At 73.5% G+C, this 17,884-nt stretch carries 14 protein-coding genes; 5 read left to right on the top strand and 9 right to left on the bottom strand.

Features of this window, described 5'->3' with window-relative positions; translation table 11 throughout:
- Window positions 1-61: 61 nt before the first annotated feature.
- From QSK45_RS27545 to QSK45_RS27535, 3 genes are read left to right on the top strand one after another with little or no spacing between them, the layout of a single operon-like run.
- Window positions 62-1,042 carry an ABC transporter permease gene (locus QSK45_RS27545; RefSeq protein WP_285561577.1) on the top strand — a complete coding sequence of 327 codons (981 nt, stop codon included), beginning with the start codon at window positions 62-64 and terminating at the stop codon, window positions 1,040-1,042.
- Between the two features lie 5 nt (window positions 1,043-1,047).
- Complete coding sequence (locus QSK45_RS27540) at window positions 1,048-1,878, top strand: ABC transporter permease (protein ID WP_285561726.1); 831 nt, start codon at window positions 1,048-1,050, stop codon at window positions 1,876-1,878.
- Window positions 1,875-3,905 (top strand): dipeptide ABC transporter ATP-binding protein, encoded by a 2,031-nt coding sequence (locus tag QSK45_RS27535; RefSeq protein ID WP_285561575.1) that lies wholly within the window; start codon window positions 1,875-1,877, stop codon window positions 3,903-3,905. The genes QSK45_RS27540 and QSK45_RS27535 overlap by 4 nt, the downstream gene beginning before the upstream one ends.
- 13 nt (window positions 3,906-3,918) lie before the next feature.
- Here the strand turns inward: QSK45_RS27535 and glgA are convergent, their stop codons facing one another.
- Together glgA and QSK45_RS27525 are read right to left on the bottom strand one after the other, a co-directional pair.
- Window positions 3,919-5,103: a glycogen synthase gene (gene glgA, locus QSK45_RS27530; RefSeq protein WP_285561725.1), complete on the bottom strand. Its 1,185-nt coding sequence runs from the start codon at window positions 5,101-5,103 to the stop codon at window positions 3,919-3,921.
- 19 nt (window positions 5,104-5,122) lie between these two features.
- The gene (locus tag QSK45_RS27525) at window positions 5,123-5,251 is read right to left on the bottom strand and encodes a hypothetical protein (RefSeq protein WP_285561573.1); all 129 of its coding nucleotides are present in this window, start codon (window positions 5,249-5,251) and stop codon (window positions 5,123-5,125) included.
- 242 nt (window positions 5,252-5,493) lie between these two features.
- On the opposite strand from QSK45_RS27525, the gene QSK45_RS27520 reads away from it, so the two are divergent.
- Window positions 5,494-6,843, top strand: a complete 1,350-nt coding sequence (locus QSK45_RS27520) for a helix-turn-helix domain-containing protein (RefSeq protein ID WP_285561571.1) — start codon at window positions 5,494-5,496, stop codon at window positions 6,841-6,843.
- On the opposite strand, the gene QSK45_RS27515 is transcribed toward QSK45_RS27520, so the two are convergent.
- The 7 genes from QSK45_RS27515 to QSK45_RS27485 all read right to left on the bottom strand — a co-directional run bounded on the left by QSK45_RS27515 (window position 6,827) and on the right by QSK45_RS27485 (window position 17,176).
- The gene (locus tag QSK45_RS27515; protein ID WP_285561570.1) at window positions 6,827-8,194 is read right to left on the bottom strand and encodes a phosphohexomutase domain-containing protein; all 1,368 of its coding nucleotides are present in this window, start codon (window positions 8,192-8,194) and stop codon (window positions 6,827-6,829) included. The two genes, QSK45_RS27520 and QSK45_RS27515, sit on opposite strands and share 17 nt — an antisense overlap.
- On the bottom strand, window positions 8,184-10,418 hold the full coding sequence (gene glgB / locus QSK45_RS27510; protein WP_285561569.1) for a 1,4-alpha-glucan branching protein GlgB: 2,235 nt from the start codon (window positions 10,416-10,418) through the stop codon (window positions 8,184-8,186). The genes QSK45_RS27515 and glgB overlap by 11 nt, the downstream gene beginning before the upstream one ends.
- Window positions 10,419-10,541: 123 nt before the next feature.
- The gene (locus QSK45_RS27505) at window positions 10,542-11,954 is read right to left on the bottom strand and encodes a maltokinase N-terminal cap-like domain-containing protein (RefSeq protein ID WP_285561565.1); all 1,413 of its coding nucleotides are present in this window, start codon (window positions 11,952-11,954) and stop codon (window positions 10,542-10,544) included.
- The gene (locus tag QSK45_RS27500; RefSeq protein WP_285561564.1) at window positions 11,951-13,969 is read right to left on the bottom strand and encodes an alpha-1,4-glucan--maltose-1-phosphate maltosyltransferase; all 2,019 of its coding nucleotides are present in this window, start codon (window positions 13,967-13,969) and stop codon (window positions 11,951-11,953) included. Before QSK45_RS27500 ends, QSK45_RS27505 begins: the two co-directional genes overlap by 4 nt.
- Window positions 13,966-14,604 (bottom strand): DJ-1/PfpI family protein, encoded by a 639-nt coding sequence (locus tag QSK45_RS27495; protein ID WP_285561562.1) that lies wholly within the window; start codon window positions 14,602-14,604, stop codon window positions 13,966-13,968. The genes QSK45_RS27500 and QSK45_RS27495 overlap by 4 nt, the downstream gene beginning before the upstream one ends.
- Before the next feature lie 3 nt (window positions 14,605-14,607).
- The gene (locus QSK45_RS27490) at window positions 14,608-16,287 is read right to left on the bottom strand and encodes a thiamine pyrophosphate-binding protein (RefSeq protein ID WP_285561559.1); all 1,680 of its coding nucleotides are present in this window, start codon (window positions 16,285-16,287) and stop codon (window positions 14,608-14,610) included.
- Window positions 16,288-16,336: 49 nt separating this feature from the next.
- Window positions 16,337-17,176: a type 1 glutamine amidotransferase domain-containing protein gene (locus QSK45_RS27485; RefSeq protein WP_285561557.1), complete on the bottom strand. Its 840-nt coding sequence runs from the start codon at window positions 17,174-17,176 to the stop codon at window positions 16,337-16,339.
- Between the two features lie 285 nt (window positions 17,177-17,461).
- Here QSK45_RS27485 and QSK45_RS27480 point away from each other — a divergent pair, with 285 nt between their 5' ends.
- Window positions 17,462-17,884: a nuclear transport factor 2 family protein gene (locus tag QSK45_RS27480; protein ID WP_285561555.1), complete on the top strand. Its 423-nt coding sequence runs from the start codon at window positions 17,462-17,464 to the stop codon at window positions 17,882-17,884.

The raw sequence follows: 17,884 nt of genomic DNA, 5'->3' as shown, positions 1-17,884 counted from the left end.
ACCATCGTGGTGTATCGCGCTCATGAACTCCGCGTGCTGCCCCCATTCTTCGAGGAGACCCATGGCCGGCCGTGCGCTGCCGCGCATCACCCGCAGTATCGCGCTCCTCCTCGTGTCGGTCCTCGTGTCGTACGTGGTCGCCTCGGCGGCGCTGTGTCCGCGCGCCCATTTCGAGGACCGCACCCCCCGTCCGCCCGCCGCGGCGGTCGACCACGAACTGGCCGCGGTCGGGCTCGACGACAGCACTCCGGTCCTCGCCCGGTTCGGGCACTGGGCGTGGCGGGCGCTCCACGGCGACCTCGGGCGCACCATCGACGGGGGCTCGGTGAACGCGCAGCTCGGGGAGCGCATCGGGGTCTCCGTGCGGCTGCTCCTGGTCGGGACGCTGGCCGGGGCCGGGCTCGGGGTGCTCGCGGGCGTGTGGGCGGCGGTGCGCCGGGGCCGGCTGCCGGACCATGCGATGACGGTCCTCTCCTTCCTCGTCCTGTCCGTCCCCACGTTCGTGCTCGCACTCCTGCTCAAGGACGGCGCGCTCTCCTTCAACCACTGTCTCGGCCACACGGTCATCCGCTACACGGGCGAGTCCACGCCGGACCACAAGGGCACCTGGACTTCCCAACTGGCCGATCGATCCTCCCATTTGGTGCTGCCGGCCGCCACCGTGGCGCTCGGCTCGATCGCCTCGTACAGCCGCTACCAGCGCGCCGCGACCCTCGATCTGCTCGCCGCCGACCATCTGCGCACGGCGCTGGCCAAGGGGCTCACACCCGGCCGGGCGCTGCTCCGGCACGGACTGCGGGTCTCCCTCATCCCGATGACGACGTTCTTCTCCTTCGGCTTCCTGACCCTGTTCACCGGTTCGGTCTTCGCGGAGCAGATCTTCGGCTGGCCCGGCATGGGCAGCTGGTTCCTGGAGGCGGCGCAGGAGGGCGACGTCAACTCGGTCGTCGCGGTCTGCCTGTTCTCGGCCGTGACGGTGCTGCTCGCGGGGCTGCTCGCCGACGCGCTGCTGCTGGTCCTGGACCCGCGGGTGCGCCGGTGAGACGCATGCTGCCGCCCCTGCCGGGGGCGCTGGTGGGCCTCGCCCTGATCACGCTGCTGGGCCTGTACGCGGTGCTCGGCCCCTACGTCTCCCCGTGGTCCCCCACCGACATCGACTACCGGGCGCTGAGCGTCCCGCCGGGCGCGGGACACTGGTTCGGCACCAACAGAATCGGCCAGGACGTGTTCGCGCAGACCGCGCGCGGGCTGCGCAAGTCGCTGCTGATCGGCTTGTTCGTGGCGCTGGCGAGCACCGCGTTCGCCGCCCTGGTCGGCACCTGTGCCGGGTACTTCGGCGGCTGGACCGACCGTGTGCTGACCTTCGTGGTGGACCTGTTCCTCGTGGTCCCGGGCTTCCTCGTGCTCGTCATGGTGGCGCCCGCGCTGCGCGCGGCGGGCTGGGTGGCGTACGCGGGGGCGTTCGCCGCACTCGGCTGGATGCTCACGGCGCGGGCGGTGCGGGCGACGGCGCTCTCGCTGCGCGAGCGCCCCTATGTGACGGCGGCCCGGCACATGGGCGTACGCCCGCTGCGCATCGTCCGCCGCCACATCCTGCCGCACATGGCCTCGTTCCTGATCACCCACGCGACGATCGCCACGGCCGGCGCGGTGATCAGCGAGGCGGGCCTGTCCTACTTCGGCTTCGGCGTCCAGCCGCCCGACGTCTCCCTGGGCACGCTGATCGCGGACAGCACGGAGGTGGCGCTCACCTATCCGTGGATGTTCTTCTTCCCCACCGGCATGCTGCTCTGCTTCGTCCTCGCGGTGAACCTGGTCGGCCAGGCACTGCGCCGCGTGCTCGACCCGTCGGCCGCCGGGGCGGAGGTCCCCGCATGAGCACGGTCCTCGAACTGCGCGATCTGCACGTCGGGTTCGGCCCGGAGCACGCCGCCGTGCGCGGCGTCGACCTGGTCCTGCGCCGCGGTGAGGTGCTCGGCCTCGTCGGGGAGTCGGGCGCGGGCAAGACCGTCACCGCGCTCGCGGCGCTCGGCCTCCTGCCCAGCCGGGCGACGGTGCGCGGCTCGGTGCGGCTGCTCGGCACGGAGCTGGTCGGCCTCCCGGTGCGCGATCTCGCGCGGTTGCGCGGCCGCCGGATCGCCATGGTCTTCCAGGATCCGCTGGCCGCGTTCACGCCGGTGCACCGGGTCGGCGACCAGATCGGCGAGGTGCTGCGCATCCACGAGCGGCCGCGCCCCGGCCGGCGCTCGGCGCGGCAGCGGGCCGTCGAGCTGCTCACCGAACTGCGCGTGCCCGAGCCGCAGCGGGTGGCCCGCGCCTACCCGCACGAACTCTCCGGGGGCCTGCGGCAGCGTGCCATGATCGCGATGGCGGTGGCGGGCCGCCCCGACGTCATCGTCGCCGACGAGCCCACCAGCGCCCTCGACGTCACCGCGCAGGCGGAGATCCTCGCCGCGCTGGAGGACGCGCGTGCGGCGACGGGAGCGGCCCTGCTGCTGGTCAGCCATGACCTCGGGGTGGTCGCGGGGGCCGCGGACCGGGTGGCGGTGATGTACGCGGGCCGTGTCGTGGAGACGGGCCCGGCGCACCGGTTGTTCGGCAATCCCCGGATGCCGTACACCATGGGTCTGCTCGCCGCCGCCCCCCGGCTGGACGCGGCCCACGCCCTGTCCCAGATGCCGGGAGCGCCGCCGGCGCCGGGGGAGCCGGTGGAGGGCTGCGCGTTCGCGCCACGCTGCCCGGTGGCGCGCCCCGAGTGCGAGAGCGACGACCCCGTGCTGACGCCGGCCGACGGGGCGCCGGCGCGGGCCGACGACGGGCATCTGGTGGCCTGTCTGCACCCCGGGGTCACGGCCGCCCGCACGGCGGCGGACCTCTATCCCACTTCGGCGCCGCCGGCTCCCCGTCCCCCGGGGGACGTCACGGCCCTGCGCGTCACCGCCCTGCGGGCGTCCTACCGGGGCCGGCGCGCCGTCCACCACGCCGACCTCCAGGTCCGGCGCAGCGAGACCGTCGCGCTGGTCGGCGAGTCAGGTGCGGGCAAGTCGACCACGCTGGAGCGGATCATCGCGCTCGGCGCACCGGAGTCGGGCCGGATCGAGGTCCTGGGCCGGGACACGGCCCGCCTCGGCCGGTCGGAGGTCCGGCGGATGCGCGGGCGCGTCCAGATCGTGCTCCAGGACCCCTCGGCGACCCTGGACCCGCGCATGACGATCGCGCGCATCATCGCCGAGCCGCTGGAGGCCCAGCGCGCGCCGCGCGACCGTACGGCCGCCCGCGTCCGTGAGCTGCTGGCCGAGGTGGAACTGGACCCGGGGACCGCCGGCCGGCGCCCGCCCCAGCTGTCCGGCGGCCAGCGCCAGCGCGTCGCCCTGGCCCGCGCCCTCGCGGTCCGCCCCGAACTGCTCCTGCTGGACGAGCCCGTCTCCGCGCTCGACGTCTCGGTGCAGGCCGGGATCATCGCCCTGCTGCGCCGGCTGACCTCCGCGCCCGGCAGCCCGGCCTGTCTGCTGGTCTCGCACGACCTCGCGGTGGTACGGCAGCTCGCGGACCGGGTGGTGGTGATGCACGGCGGGCGCACCGTGGAGTCCGGCCCCGTGGACGCGGTGTTCGACCGGCCGCGGCACCCGTACACCCGGTTGCTGCTGTCCGCCGTACCGACCCTCGGGCGCCCCCGGCCCGCCGGGCCGCCCGCCGCCTTCGAGGAGGCCGCCGCGGCCACCGGTTGCGGCTTCCGAGCGCGCTGCCCCGTCTACCGCGGACTTCCCGCGGAACAACGCCTGTCGTGCGAGCGCGACCTGCCCGCGCCGGCGGTGGACGGCGTGGCGTGCCACTTCCCGCACGCGGACGGGGGGATGCCCCTGCGCGGCCGCCCGGCCTCGAAGGGGCATCCCCCGGTGCAGTGACCCTCCCCGGCGCTCAGCGCGCCGCCATGGCCTCCGCGTAGACCGCCATGGTCCGCTCGGCGGCCCGGTCCCACGAGAAGTGCGTCACGGCACGTTCCCTGCCGGCCACGCCGAACCGCGCCGCGCGCCCCGGGTCGACGATCAGCTCGGCAACGGCGCGGCCGAGTCGCTCGGCGAACTTCTCGGGATCGGCCGGCTCGCCCGTGGCGTCGGGCACCGCCTCGAACCCGACGAGGGTGCCGGTCTCACCGTCGGCGACGACCTCGGGGATGCCCCCGACGGCCGACGCCACCACCGCCGTGCCGCACGCCATCGCCTCCAGGTTCACGATGCCCATCGGCTCGTACACCGAGGGACACACGAACACGGTGGCATGGGTGAGCAGTTGGCGTACGGACGTGCTGTCGAGCATGCCGTCGATGCGGAACACCCCATCGCGGGCGGCGCGCAACTCCTCGACGAGCGCCGCCACCTCGGCGGCGATCGCAGGGGTGTCCGACTGCCCGCAGCACAGCACCAGCTGTGCCTCGGGCGGCAGGCCGAACGCCGCGCGCAGCAGATGCGGCAGCCCCTTCTGACGGGTGACCCGGCCGACGAACAGCGCGTACGGCCGGTCCGGGTCGACACCGTGGCGGTGCAGCGCGTCGGTCCGGGGATCGGGCCGGTAGGCGTCCGGGTCGATCCCGTTGTGGATCACCCGTACGCGCTCCGGCGCGACCTGCGGATAGACGCGCAGGACGTCCTCGCGCATCGCGGCGGACACCGCGACGATCCGGTCCGCCGCGCCGATGGCCGCGCGCTCCATCCAGCTCGACAGCGCGTAGCCGCCGCCCAGTTGCTCGGCCTTCCACGGGCGCAGCGGTTCCAGGCTGTGCATCGTCATGACGTGTGCCGCCCCGTGCAGGGTGCGGGCGAGGTGGCCGGCCATGTTGGCGTACCAGGTGTGGCTGTGCACGACCGCCGCGCCCGCGCAGTCGCGGGCCATCGCCAGGTCCGCGCCGAGGAAACCCAGCGCCGCGTCGGCGGCGAGGAGTTCGGCGTCGACCGGGTAGGCGGTGACGTTCTTCTCCCGCCTGGGCTCCCCCAGGCAGCGCACTCGTACGTCCGTGAGCCGCCGCAGACCGCGGGACAGCTCGGCTACGTGGACTCCCGCGCCGCCGTAGATCTCGGGCGGGTACTCGCGGGTGAGCAGGTCCACGCGGGGAGAGGTCACGCGGTCAGCAGCAGACGGCACCGCTGTCACTCTCCTGCTTGCTGACCGGCACCGGCCGGCCGGGACCGGCCGACTCGACGTACCAGCCGAGTACGGCGGTCGCGCCCACACAAAGGACCAGAAGGAACGCCATCAGGCTCTTCCGCATCTCGTAGCCCCCCAATCGTCATGCACTCGAGCGAGTTGACAAGATGAGTCAAACGCCAGTCAGTTTTGTAGTCAAGTGGCTGCACGGCAAAGCCTGCTGGCCGGTATGCATATCTACCGACTCGCGCCAAATAAGGGAGACTTCGACCACAGCTCTGGGCTTCGAAGAGTCACGCTGGTAACTTTGTGTTGTCACATGACCAGTCATGAACTCCGGAAGGAGTCCCCATGGATCACACCAAGGCGGAACCGGCAGAGGGCCTTGGGGGCCGCGTAAGGACCCTTCGGATGCGGCGCGGGCTGAAGCAGCAGGACCTGGCCTCGGCGGACGCCTCGACGAGTTACATCTCCCTGATCGAGTCGGGCAAGCGGGTGCCCTCCACCCCGGTGCTGGCCTCCATCGCGGAGAAGCTCGACACCTCGCCGGACTACCTGCTGACCGGTATCGACGACCACCGCGCCGAGGAGAACCGGCTGAAGCTGGCCTTCGCCGAGATGGCGCTGCGCAACGGGGACAACGGCGAGGCCCTCCAGTCCTTCGGCGAACTCCTCGCCGGCCGCGCGGCGCTGGACGCCCCGATGGTCCGGCGCGCCCTCATCGGCCAGGCCACCGCGCTGGAGAAGACGGGCCGCCTCGAGGCCGCCATCTCGGTCCTCGACACCCTGCACCGCGACCCCGCCATCGCCGTCGGCTCGGACGAGTGGTGCCGCATCGCGGTCGCCCTGTGCCGCTGTTACCGCAACGCCGGGGACATCGCGCTGAGCATCGACATCGGCGAGCGCGCGGTGGGGCGGCTGGACGGTCTCGGCCTGGAGACCACGATGGACCACATCCAGCTCGGGGTCACCCTCATGGGCTCGTACCACATGCGGGGCGACCTGACCCGGGCCCAGCTCCTCGGCGAGCGGCTGCTGCCCGCCGCCGAGACCCAGGGCTCGCACGGGGCGCGGGGCGCCGTCTACTGGAACGCGGGGCTCGTCGCCGCCTCCCAGGGGCGGCTCAGCGAGGCGATCGCCCTGACCGAGCGCGCCCTCGCGATGATGGCGGAGGGTGACAACACCCGCCACGCGGCCATGCTCAGGATGAACTACGGCTCGCTGCTGCTCCAGTTGGACCCGCCCCGTCCCGAACGGGCCCTGGAGCTGCTGGAGTCCGCGCAGGAGGCGCTGGCCGAGGTGGGCAACGCCAGTGAGCTGTCCCGCTGCGAGCTGAACCTGGCCAACGCCGAGAAGCAACTGGGCCATTGGGACGCGGCCGCCGCCCACGCGGAGCGGGCGCTCGGGCTGCTCGGCTCCGACGCCATGGTGCTGTCGGCGCGGGCACGGGCGTACCTCGCCGAGATCTGCCTCCTTCAGGACAACCCGGAGGCGGCCGTGCAGCACCTCCACTCCGCCGCCCGCCAGTTGCGGCAGCTGCCGCCCTCGCAGGACTCCGCGCACGCCTGGCGCCACATCGGCGACCTGTGGCGCCGCTTCAAGAGCCACGACGAGGCCCTCAAGGCGTACGACATGGCGCTCACCGCCGCCGGCCTGGCCCGCACCCGCGCCCCGGAGGCGGCCCTCACCGACCGTCGCTGAGCACCACGTCCACCACCCGGTCCCTCAGCCGCCCCATCGCCGCGACCGTCCCCGCCTCCACGTTCACCCGGACGACGGGGCCGGTCCCGGGGGCGCGCACGTTGAACCAGGAGCCGTCGGCCAGTTCGCCGGTCACCCCGTCGAGGTGGTCGAGCGCCGTGCCGTCCGCGGCGAAGTGCCGTACCACGCGCTGCAGGGCGGCCGGCGGATCCGTCACCGGTACGTCGATGGCGCCGGAGGAGGCATAGCGGTCGTGCCGGGCGGCCAGCTCCGACAACTCCGAGCCGGAATCGCCGAGTTCGGCCAGCAGATGCAGCGCGGCCAGCATGCCCGTGTCGGCGTACCAGACGTCGCGGAAGTAGTAGTGCCCGCAGTGCGCGCCGCCGAACGCCGCGTCCTGTTCGGCCATCAGCGCCTTGATGGCGGCCGGTCCGACGCGGGAGCGCACGGGGATGCCACCCGCCTCCTTGATCGCGTCGATGGCCGAGGTCGCGGTGACCAGGTCGTGGACGACGGCGGCGCCGGGGCGGCGGGCCAGCTCCCGGCCGGCCACCAGCGCGATCACCGCGGCGGGCGGCACCACCGCGCCGCGCTCGTCCACCGCGAGCAGCCGGTCGCCGTCCCCGTCGAAGGCGAGGCCCACGTCGGCCCCCGACTCCCGCACCGCCTCCCGCAGCCCGCTGACGTCGGCCAGGTCCGGCCCGCGGCACGGGAAGGCGCCGTCCAGCTCGAAGTGCAGCGGCACCAGTTCGATCGACGGATGGCCGAGCACCAGCGGGGCCGTCAGGCCCGCCGTCCCGTTGCCCGCGTCCACGACGACCTTCAGGGGGCGGATGTCCGAGAGGTCGACCAGCGCGCGCAGGTGCCCGGCGTAGTCGGCGAGGACGCGGGCGGGGAGCACCGAGCCGGGCCGGTCGGTGGTCAGCGGCGGGCGCGGCCCGCGCAGCCGGCGGCGCAGCGGTTCCATGCCGGTGCCCTCGTCCAGGCCGACGGCACCCGCGCGGCACAGCCGGATCCCGTTGTACGGGGCGGGGGCGCGGCCCGCCGTGATCATGGCGCCGGGCACGTCCAGGAGGCCCGAGACGTAGTGCAGGTAGTCGGTGGAGCCCAGCCCGGCGTCCAGGACGTCGGCACCCTGGTCGAGGACGCCCTGGGCGAACGCGTCGGCGAGCGGCGGCGAGGAGGTGCGCGCGTCGTGCGCGACGGCGATCGCGGCCGCCCCGGTCAGCTCGGTGAACGCGGCGCCGGCGCGGTAGGCGAGGCCGGGGTCGAGTTCGGCGCGGAAGCGGCCCCGGATGTCGTACGGGGTCACGATCCGGTCGTACAGGTCGCCCTCGGGGTCAGTGTGCATCGAGGTCGTCCTCCTCGGGACCGGGAGCGGAGCCGTCGACGGGCTCCAGCCACACCACCGCGAGCGGGGGCAGGGTGAGGGCGGCGCTGTGCGTGTGCCCGTGCCAGGCGGTCCGCTCGGCCCGGACCACCCGGTCGCCCCGTACGCCGCCGCCCCCGTAGCGGGCGGCGTCGGTGTTCAGCACCTCGCGCCAGGCGGGGGCGTCCGGCAGGCCGACGCGGTAGCCGGTGTGCACGACGGGCGAGAAGTTGGCGACCACGACGAGGGGACGTCCCGCCGTGTCCCGGCGGACGAAGGACAGGACGTTGGCCTCGGCGTGCGAGGCGTCGATCCAGGAGAAACCGGCCGGGTCCGCGTCCAGCTCCCACAGGGCCGGCGTGGCGCGGTAGCGGGCGTTGAGGTCGCCGACCAGGGCGCGGATGCCGTGGTGGTCCGCGTGTCCCGGCCATGCCTCGTCCAGCACCCACCACTGCGGTCCGGCGTCGTGGTCGAACTCCTCGCCCTGGCCGAACTCCTGCCCCATGAAGAGGAGTTGTTTGCCCGGATGGGCCCACATGAAGGCGTACAGCGCCCGCAGCGTGGCGCGCCGCTGCCACCAGTCGCCGGGCAGCTTGGTCACCAGGGCGCCCTTGCCGTGCACGACCTCGTCGTGGGAGAGCGGCAGCAGGTAGTGCTCGCTGTAGGCGTAGACCATGGCGAAGGTGATCTCGTCGTGGTGCCAGGCCCGGTGCACCGGGTCGCGGGCGAGGTAGCCGAGCGTGTCGTGCATCCACCCCAGGTTCCACTTGAGGTCGAAGCCGAGGCCGCCGAAGCCGTCGTCGCCGGTCTCGTAGGTGGGCCGGGTCACCCCCGGCCAGGCCGTGGACTCCTCGGCGATGGTCAGGGCGCCGGGCGCGGCGCGCCGGACGGTGTCGGTCAGCTCCTGGAGGAAGGCGACCGCGTCCAGGTTCTGGTGCCCGCCGTGCTCGTTCGGACTCCATCCGCCGTGCGGGCGCGAGTAGTCGAGGTACAGCATCGAGGCGACGGCGTCCACGCGCAGCGCGTCCACGTGGAACTCCGTGCACCAGTAGACCGCGCTGGCGACGAGGAAGTTGCGGACCTCGCGGCGCCCGTGGTCGAACTCCAGGGTGCCCCAGTCGGGGTGGTGCGCGCGCCGCGGGTCGGACGGTTCGTACAGCGGCTCGCCGTCGAAGCGGGCCAGCGCGAACTCGTCCTTCGGGAAGTGCGCGGGAACCCAGTCCAGGATGACGCCGACGCCCGCCGCGTGCAGGCAGTCGATCAGGTACCGCAGGTCGTCGGGGTCGCCCAGGCGGGAGGTGGGCGCGAAGAACCCGGTGACCTGGTAGCCCCAGGAGGCGCCGTAGGGGTGCTCCATGACGGGCATGAACTCGACGTGGGTGAAGCCGAGTCCGGCGACGTAGGCGGGCAGCTCCGCGGCGAGCCGGCGGTAGTCGAGTCCGGGCCGCCAGGACGGCAGATGCACCTCGTACACCGACAGCGGGCGGGCGTGGCACACCTCGCCGCCGCGGCTCGCCATCCAGTCGGCGTCGCGCCAGGCATGGGCCGAGGTGTGCACGACGGAGGCGGTGGCGGGCGGGACCTCGGTGGCGCGGGCCAGTGGATCGGCCTTGTGCAGGAGCCGGCCGTCGCGGGTGTGGATCTCGTACTTGTAGCGGGTGCCCGTGCCGACGCCCGGCACGAACAGCTCCCACACGCCGCTGGAGCCGAGCGAGCGCATCGGGTGGGCGGTGCCGTTCCAGCCGTTGAAGTCGCCCATGACGCGCACCCCTTGGGCGTTGGGCGCCCAGACGGCGAAGGATGTGCCGGCGACACCGTCGAGGGTGCGCACGTGGGAGCCGAGGACGCGCCACAGCAGTTCGTGGCGGCCCTCGGAGATCAGGTGCAGGTCGATGGCGCCGAGGGTGGGCGGGAAGCGGTAGCCGTCGTGGTGCAGTTGCTCGACCCCGTCGTCGTACGTGACCAGGAGGTGGTGGTCCGCGCCCGTGCCGGGGAGCGTGCCGGTGAACAACCCGTCGCGCTCATGGGCCAGTTCGGCCCGCTCCCCGGTCGGGCGGACCGCCACGACGGTGCGGGCCAGGGGCTTCAGGGCGCGTACGACAGTGTGTCCGTCGCCGGTGGGGTGGGCGCCGAGGAAGCTGTGCGGGTCGTGGTGGGCACCGACGAGGATGCGGTCCAGGTCGACGTCCGTGGGGGGAGTGGTCACGGGCAACGTTGCGGTCCTCTCGGGCTGGCCCTTCGCCGGAGGGAGGCGGTCCGTCGGGGGCGGGTGCGGTCGTGGGTGGTGGCCGGCTCGGGGCCCGGCGGACGCGGCGCGCCGGGCCCGTCGTCAGGTGCGGGCGAGGCGGTGGACCGCCGCCAGCGGGATGGGCAGCCAGTCCGGGCGGTGCCGGGACTCGTAGACGGCCTCGTAGACCGCCTTGTCCGCCTCGTAGGCCCGCAGCGGCAGGGGGTGGCACCGCGGGTCCGTGCCGCCCGTGTCCGCGTAGCCGGCGAGGAAGGCGCGGCGGTTGCGCGCCGCCCACGCCCGCGCGCGGCGTGCGCGGCGCAGCCGGGGGCCCGGGGTGTCGTCCGGGTCGCGTTCCCCGAGCACCCGCAGGCCCGCCTGGGCGGCGTAGTCGAAGGAGCGCAGCATGCCCGCCACGTCCTTCAGCACCGGCTGGGCGGCGGCGCGTTCGGCGGCCGGCCGGGCCGGTTCGCCCTCGAAGTCGATCAGCCGCCAGCCGGCCGGTGTGGGCAGCGCCTGGCCCAGGTGCAGATCGCCGTGGACCCGCTGGGCGAGGATCGGGCAGCCGCGCGCGCCCGCCTCGGCCCAGGCGTCGTAGAGCCGGGTGACGCCGTCGCGGTGGCGGGCCAGCGCCGGTACCTCGCGCGCCGCCAGGGCGAGGCGCTCGGTCATCCGGGCCGCCTCCCGCGCGATGTCGTCAGGGGTGAGCCGGACGCGTGGGAAGGAACCGGCCAGCGCCGTGTGCACCTCGGCGACGGCCGCGCCCAGGGCTCGGGCGCGCGCGGTGAAGCCGCCGGTCGCGGGGACGGCCGTACAGGTGCCGTCGACGCAGTCGGCGACCTGGCGCACCGCGGCCTGCCAGCCGTCGCCCTCGGCCGGCAGGAGGTCCTCCATCAGCCCGAGGACCAGTCCCGTGTCACCGCCGAGCAGGATGCCGTGCAGCCGGGGGGTGCGGGGGCAGCGCGCGGCGGTGAGCGAGCGCAGCGTCTCGACCTCCAGGTGCGGGCCCGGCTCGGGCCGCCGGTAGATCTTCAGCAGCAGCCGGTCGCCGTAGCCGACGGCGCTGTTGCTCTGGTCGGCGGTCAGCGGCCGGGCCGGCAGGCTCACCGGCAGCGGCATCGGGGTGGTGCGCTCCAGGCGCGGCCCGCCGCCCCCGCCGCGCACGAGGTGGTGCAGGAGGACGCCCATGAGCACGGCGTCCTCCGTGGCCTCGTACAGCGTCCAGCCGAGCCAGCTCCCCTCCCCCACACGCCCGATGGCCGCGTCCGCGAGCCGTCCGGGCAGTTCGGGGCGCAGGCCGAGGAGGAACTGGTACAGCCGGCCGGAGCCGGTGCGCAGCACGGCGTGCAGCAGGACGGGCGCCTCGTGCCGTACGACGTCCACCACGACCGGGACGAGGCGCTCGGCCCCCGCCTCGGCCGCGTACCAGCGGCGTGTGCGCAGCCAGGGGCCGAGCAACGGCAGCAGCGGGGCGAGGAGCCAGCGCGGACCGGCCTGTGTCGCCACGGCCGTCATGTCCCCTCCCGCAGCGGGACCAGGAGGTGGGCCGGGCCGCGCCCCGGTTCCAGGCGGAAGTACGTCTGGGAGCGCCAGGCGTGGATCTCGCCGGTGAGTTCGTCGCGCATCTTCAGGGAGCCGTCGTCGGGCAGGCCGAGCGCGGCCAGGTCGAAGGTGACGGTGCCCTCGGCCGGGTGGTGCGGATCGAGGTTGACGACGGCGAGGACGGTGTCCACGGAGCCGTCGGGCAGCCGCACCTGCTTGGAGTAGGCGACGACCTCGGGGTGCGGCACGCTGTGGAAGCGCAGGTTGCGCAGTTCCTGGAGGGCCGGGTGGGCGCGGCGCAGCTCGTTGAGGCGGGTGATCAGCGGGGCGATGGAGCGGCCCTCGGCCTCCGCGGCGGCCCAGTCGCGCGGACGCAGCTCGTACTTCTCGGAGTTCCGGTAGTCCTCGGTGCCCGGCTCCAGTGCCTCGTTCTCGCACAGTTCGTACCCCGCGTACACGCCCCAGGCAGGGGCCAGCGTCGCGGCGAGCACGGCGCGGGCCTCGAAGGCCGGGCGGTCGCCGTTCTGGAGGTAGGCGTGCAGGATGTCCGGGGTGTTCACGAAGAGGTTGGGCCGCAGGAAGTCCGCGCTCTCGTGGGCGAGTTCACTCGCGTACTCGGTCAGCTCCTCCTTCTCGTTCTTCCAGGTGAAGTACGTGTACGACTGCTGGAAGCCGGCCTGCGCGAGGGCGTGCACCATGGCCCGCCGGGTGAAGGCCTCCGCGAGGAACACCACGTCCGGATCGCGGTCGTTGATCTGCGCGATCACCCGCTGCCAGAAGCCGACGGGCTTGGTGTGGGGGTTGTCGACGCGGAAGATCCGCACCCCCTGCTCCATCCAGAACCGCAGCAGCCGCACGCTCTCGGCGACGAGCCCCTCGAAGTCGCGGTCGAAGGCGAGGGGATGGATGTCCTCGTACTTCTTGGGCGGGTTCTCGGCGGGCGCGACGGAGCCGTCGGCACGCTGGGTGAACCACTCGGGGTGCTCGGTCAGCCACGGATGGTCGGGCGAGCACTGGAGGGCGAAGTCCAGCGCCACCGCGAGGCCCGACTCCGCTGCCGCCGCGACGAAGCCGCGGAAGTCCTCCAGGGTGCCGAGGTCCGGGTGGACGGCGTCGTGGCCGCCCTCGGCCGAGCCGATCGCCCACGGCGAGCCCACGTCGTGCTCGCCCGCGACGAGGGCGTTGTCCCGCCCCTTGCGGTGGGTGCGCCCGATGGGGTGGATCGGCGGCAGGTACACCACGTCGAAGCCCATCGCGGCGATCGCGGGCAGCCGTCGCGCCGCCGTCGCGAACGTGCCGCTGACCGGCGGTGCGCCGTCGGCGAGCCGGGCGCCCTCCGAGCGCGGGAACATCTCGTACCAGGCGCCGACGAGGGCCCGGCGTCCCTCCACAAGGAGGGGCAACGGCCAGGAGGGGGTGACGAGTTCGCGCAGCGGGTGGCGCCGGAGCGCGGCGACCGCCTCGGGTGCGGCGGTCGCGGCGAGCCGCAGGAGGGCCGGGCTCGTCTCGTCGCGCAGGGCTCGCGCCACCGCGTTCACCGCCTCCCGGCGGCCGGTGTCCGGGATCCCGAAGGCGGCCCGCTCGTACAGCAGCGCGCCCTCGGCGAGCGTGAGTGCGACGTCGACCCCGGCGGGGATCTTCAGCTCGGCGTCGCGGCGCCAGGTGGCGACGGGGTCGGCCCACGCCTCGACGCTGTACGTCCACCGGCCGGGTTCGCCGGCCACGACGGTGGCCTCCCAGCGGTCGGCGTCGGGATCCACGAGGGTCATCGGGGTCCAGGCCCCGGGCCGTCCCGTCGGGTCCCGCAGCACGACGTTGGCGCCGATCCCTCCGGAGCCCTCGCGGAACACCGTGGCACTGATGGTGAGGGTCTCCCCGGTGACGGCCTTCACCGGCACGGCGCCGTCGCGCACCCGGGGGCGGACGTCGCGGATCGGAATGCGGTCGCCGACCGGAACGCGGGCGCCGGGGTCCATGACGGCGGTCATCGCGCGCCTCCCAGCGCCGCGGCGCGGGTGACGCCCCGCGCCCGTGCCGCCCGTTCCCGGTCCCGGTCCCGCAGGGCGATCAGGTCGATGATCGTGCGGGCGAAGAGATGGCAGTGCGCGCCGGTGCGCGCCGTGACCAGGTCCTCGTCGACCACCACGTCCTCGTCGACGTACAGACCGCCCATGTTGCGCAGGTCGCCGAGCAGGTTGTTGTGGACGACGGCCCGGCGCCCGCGCACCAGGTGCGGCACCGGCGCGGTCAGCCACATGCCGTGGCAGATGATGCCCTTGACGATGGCCGGGTCCTGGAAGGCCCGACGCAGGAACCGCGCCGCGGGCGGGAGTTCCGCCGGGTCCTCGGTGTAGCGCAGCCGGTCGGAGACCATCCCGGAGGGGACGATCACCGCGGAGAACTCCTTGAGCGCGAACTCGTCGATGTCCTCGAAGGACTCGCGCACCACGAACGGCATCCGGTGCTCGTGCCCCTGGAAGGTGATCTCGTCCTGGCCCCACATCCGGGACAGGAAGTGCACCTCGGCGCCTTCCTCGGGGAAGCGGTGCTGGTAGTAGAGGATCTCGGGTTCGTAGAAGTCGCTCTCCAGCAGTATCGCGATCTTGTGCCCCGTCAGTCGCACGGCTCACTCCTCTCTTCCTCGCCCGGTGACCAGGTCGATCAGGAAGGGGCCCGGGGTGCCGAGCGCCTGCTCGACGGCCGCCTTGGCCTGCTCGGGTTTCTCGACGCGGACGCCCGGGACCCCGAGGGAGCGCGCGAGCGTCACGAAGTCGATGGCCGGCGCGGACAGGTCGAAGATCGGCGGCTGCTCGTGCGCGGCGACGCCCACGCTCCTCCAGTACTCCTCGATGTTGAGTTCGAGGAGCTTGTAGCTGCTGTTGTTGCAGATCACGAACTTGGCGCCGATGTCGTAGCGGGCCGCCGTCCACAGCGCCTGGATGGTGTACATGGAGCCGCCGTCGCCGGTGAAGCCGACCACCGTCCGCTCGGGATGGGCGAGTCGGGCGGCGATGGCGCCCGGGATGCCGACGCCGAGGGAGCCGCCCCGGGTCTGGTGCCAGTGGCCGGGGCGGGTCGGCGGCAGGTGGCGGGTGAGGTCGGGGGACGCGGTGAGCGCCTCGTCGAACACCACGGCGTCGTCCGGCAGCCGTCGCGCCAGCTCCTGGAGGAAGGCGGTCGTGGGCAGGGCGTCCGCGTCGAGCGCGGCCTCGTCCCGCCGCAGGGCCGCGGCGCGTTCACGCGAGCGCCGGGCCGACCGCTCCTCGGTCCACTCGGCCGCCCGAGCCCGGCCGCGCGGGCTCATCCGCCGCTCCAGCGCGTTCGCGAGGCCGTCGAGCGCGCGCCGGGGGTCGGCGGCGATGCCCAGGTCCACGGGGAAGTTCTTGGCGATGGCGTCGGTGTCCAGGTCGATGTGGACGACGGGGGCGCCGTCGGCGAAGACGCCGTCGAGGGCCGGGTACACCTCGGGCAGCGCGTAGGTGCCGACGATCAGGACGGCGTCCGCGGCACCGGTGACCTTCCGGCTGCTTTCGCCGAACATGTGCCCCAACTGCCCGGCATACGCCGGGTGTTCCACGGAGAGGTTCACCTCCGCCCAGTCCGCCCCCCACACCTCGGCGCCCCAGGTCGTGGCGAGCCGACCCAGCTCCTGCTGGGCGCCGGCGAAGTGCACGCCGTCGCCCGCGATCACGATCGGCCGCTCGGCACCGGCCAGCAGCGTGGCCGCCCGGTCCAGCACCTCGGCATCGGGCGTGGCCGCGAAGCCGACGTACGAGGTGGGCACGGCCGGCTCGCCGGTGTCCCGGTCCATGACGTCGGCGGGCAGCACGACGAGGACCGGGCCGTACGGCGGGGTCGCGGCCATCTTGAAGGCGCGGCGCAGCACCCGCAGCGTCGAGCCCGGGTCCACCACGCGCGTCGCCCACTTGGTGACGGGCTCGGCCATGGCGACCAGGTCGACGGCCATCTGGGCGTCCATGGCGTCGTAGCGCAGCCCCGCCTCGCCGGCGATGGCCACCAGCGGGGCGTGGCCGCGCTTTGCCTGGTAGAGCATGCCGACCGCGTTGCCGACGCCGACGCCGGTGTGCAACTGCATCACGGCCGGGGTGCGCGTGGCCCGCGCGTAGCCGTCGGCGAGGCCGACGACACTGGACTCCTGGAGCGCGAGGATGTACTCGATGTCCGGGAAGTTGCGCAATTCGTCGAGGAAGCCCTGCTCGACCGTGCCGGGGTTGCCGAACATGTGGCGCACCCCGTCGGCGCGCAGTTGTTCGAGGATCGCGACCCGCGCGGGCCTGCTGACCATGACGTGCACCTTTCTGCGAAGGCCTACGTGACGGACGTGCCGGCGAGGGTCAGTCGGTGGCCTTGAAGCCCCACTGCCGCAGGCCGTCCTCCAGGACCTCGACGAGCTTCTGGCCCGTCAGGTACGAGTCCGGGGTCGAACGCCCCGTGATGAACGGGTAGTCGACGATGACGGACGTCTCCTTGCCGAAGTTGCCGTGGAAGGCGCCGCCGGGCGCGGTGGCGTCCCGCAGGATGTACTCCAGCGGGTAGGGCGGCGGGCCGATCACGAAGTCGGTGCCCATGAAGCCGGTGCCGTCCTTGTAGTCGTACTCGATGCAGTGGCCGGTGACGTGCTTGCCCCGGATGATCGAGACGCGGTCCTCCTGGTCGCGGGCGAAGGCCAGCGGCGCGACGCCGTAGCACTCCGCGGCGATGGGCAGGTCCAGGGCGTGGAAGGCGAGGATCAGGTCGTGCACCCGCCAGTTGTTGGCCAGGTCCACGATGGGCCCGGAGCCGCCGACGATGAGCAGCGCGTCGTAGCGGTCGGCGATCTGCTCGCGGATCTGCTCCAGGCGGGTGTTGTACGCCTCCCAGTCGCGCAGGAAGTACGGCTTGGAGCGGTAGGGCCGGTCGGGCAGCCAGGACGACAGATCGAGCGGGCCGTCCAGGCGCGGGGAGTTGTCGATCGCCCGGACCTTGTCGGCCATCTCGGGCGTGGTGACGGAGCGGCCGAGCGGCGGGTCGACGTAGTCGGGGTCCATGCTCGGGGGCAGGGCGACCGGGCGCTTGCCGGTGGGGGTGGCGAAGGTGACCTGGTAGCCGGCCTTGTCGAAGGTCTCCAGTGGGCCGATCAACTCCTCGCCCCAGTAACCGTATTCGGACAGGACGACGAGGATGCGCTTGCTCATGGGTTGTCCTCTCGTGCGACGCGGGTCGAACGGGACCGGTCGAACTCATGTCTACGGTCCGCACGCCGGGCCGGACAGGGGTGGCCCCGCCGGTGCCCCCACATCCCCAAGTGGCCGGATGTACTACGGCATTTCGCCGATCGACGTCGGCAAGCACACCGCCCGACCTCACGCAATGCGGCTGCCGGGCACCGTGGACCGGGCCCCGGCGCGGGCGGTCGTGGCGCAATCGTCCGGGACCCGTCCGGGGGACACCGGACACTCCTTCAGCGAGGAGGACTTGGCATGACGACCGCACAGAGTCCGCGGACGCGGCCCGGCCGGGAGGCCGCCGCGTTCGTCCAGCACTGGTACGACATCCTGAGCAGCCACGAGCCGGTCGAGGACCTGCTGCCGTTCGTGATCGACGACGGCCTGGAGATGGTCTTCCCCGAGCGCACCCTGCACGGCCACGCGGACTTCCGCGAATGGTACGCGGCCGTGGGCGAGGCGTTCGGGCCGCAGAGCCACATCGTGGAGAAGCTGCGCACCGACGAGCACGAGGGTCACGTCGACGTCGAGGTGACCGTGGTGTGGACCGCCAAGAACCTGTCCGACGGCAGCGTCTCGGCCCTGCGCATCGAGCAGACCTGGCAGCTGGTGCGCGATCCCGCCGACGGGTCGCTGCGGATCCGCACGTACCACGTCGGCGACCTGAACCCGGCCTGA

The organism is Streptomyces hygroscopicus subsp. hygroscopicus, from assembly GCF_030269125.1.
Lineage (GTDB): Bacteria > Actinomycetota > Actinomycetes > Streptomycetales > Streptomycetaceae > Streptomyces > Streptomyces hygroscopicus_C.
Note: the sequence above shows the minus strand (reverse complement) of the source record. Positions and strands in the feature narration are given on the sequence as shown.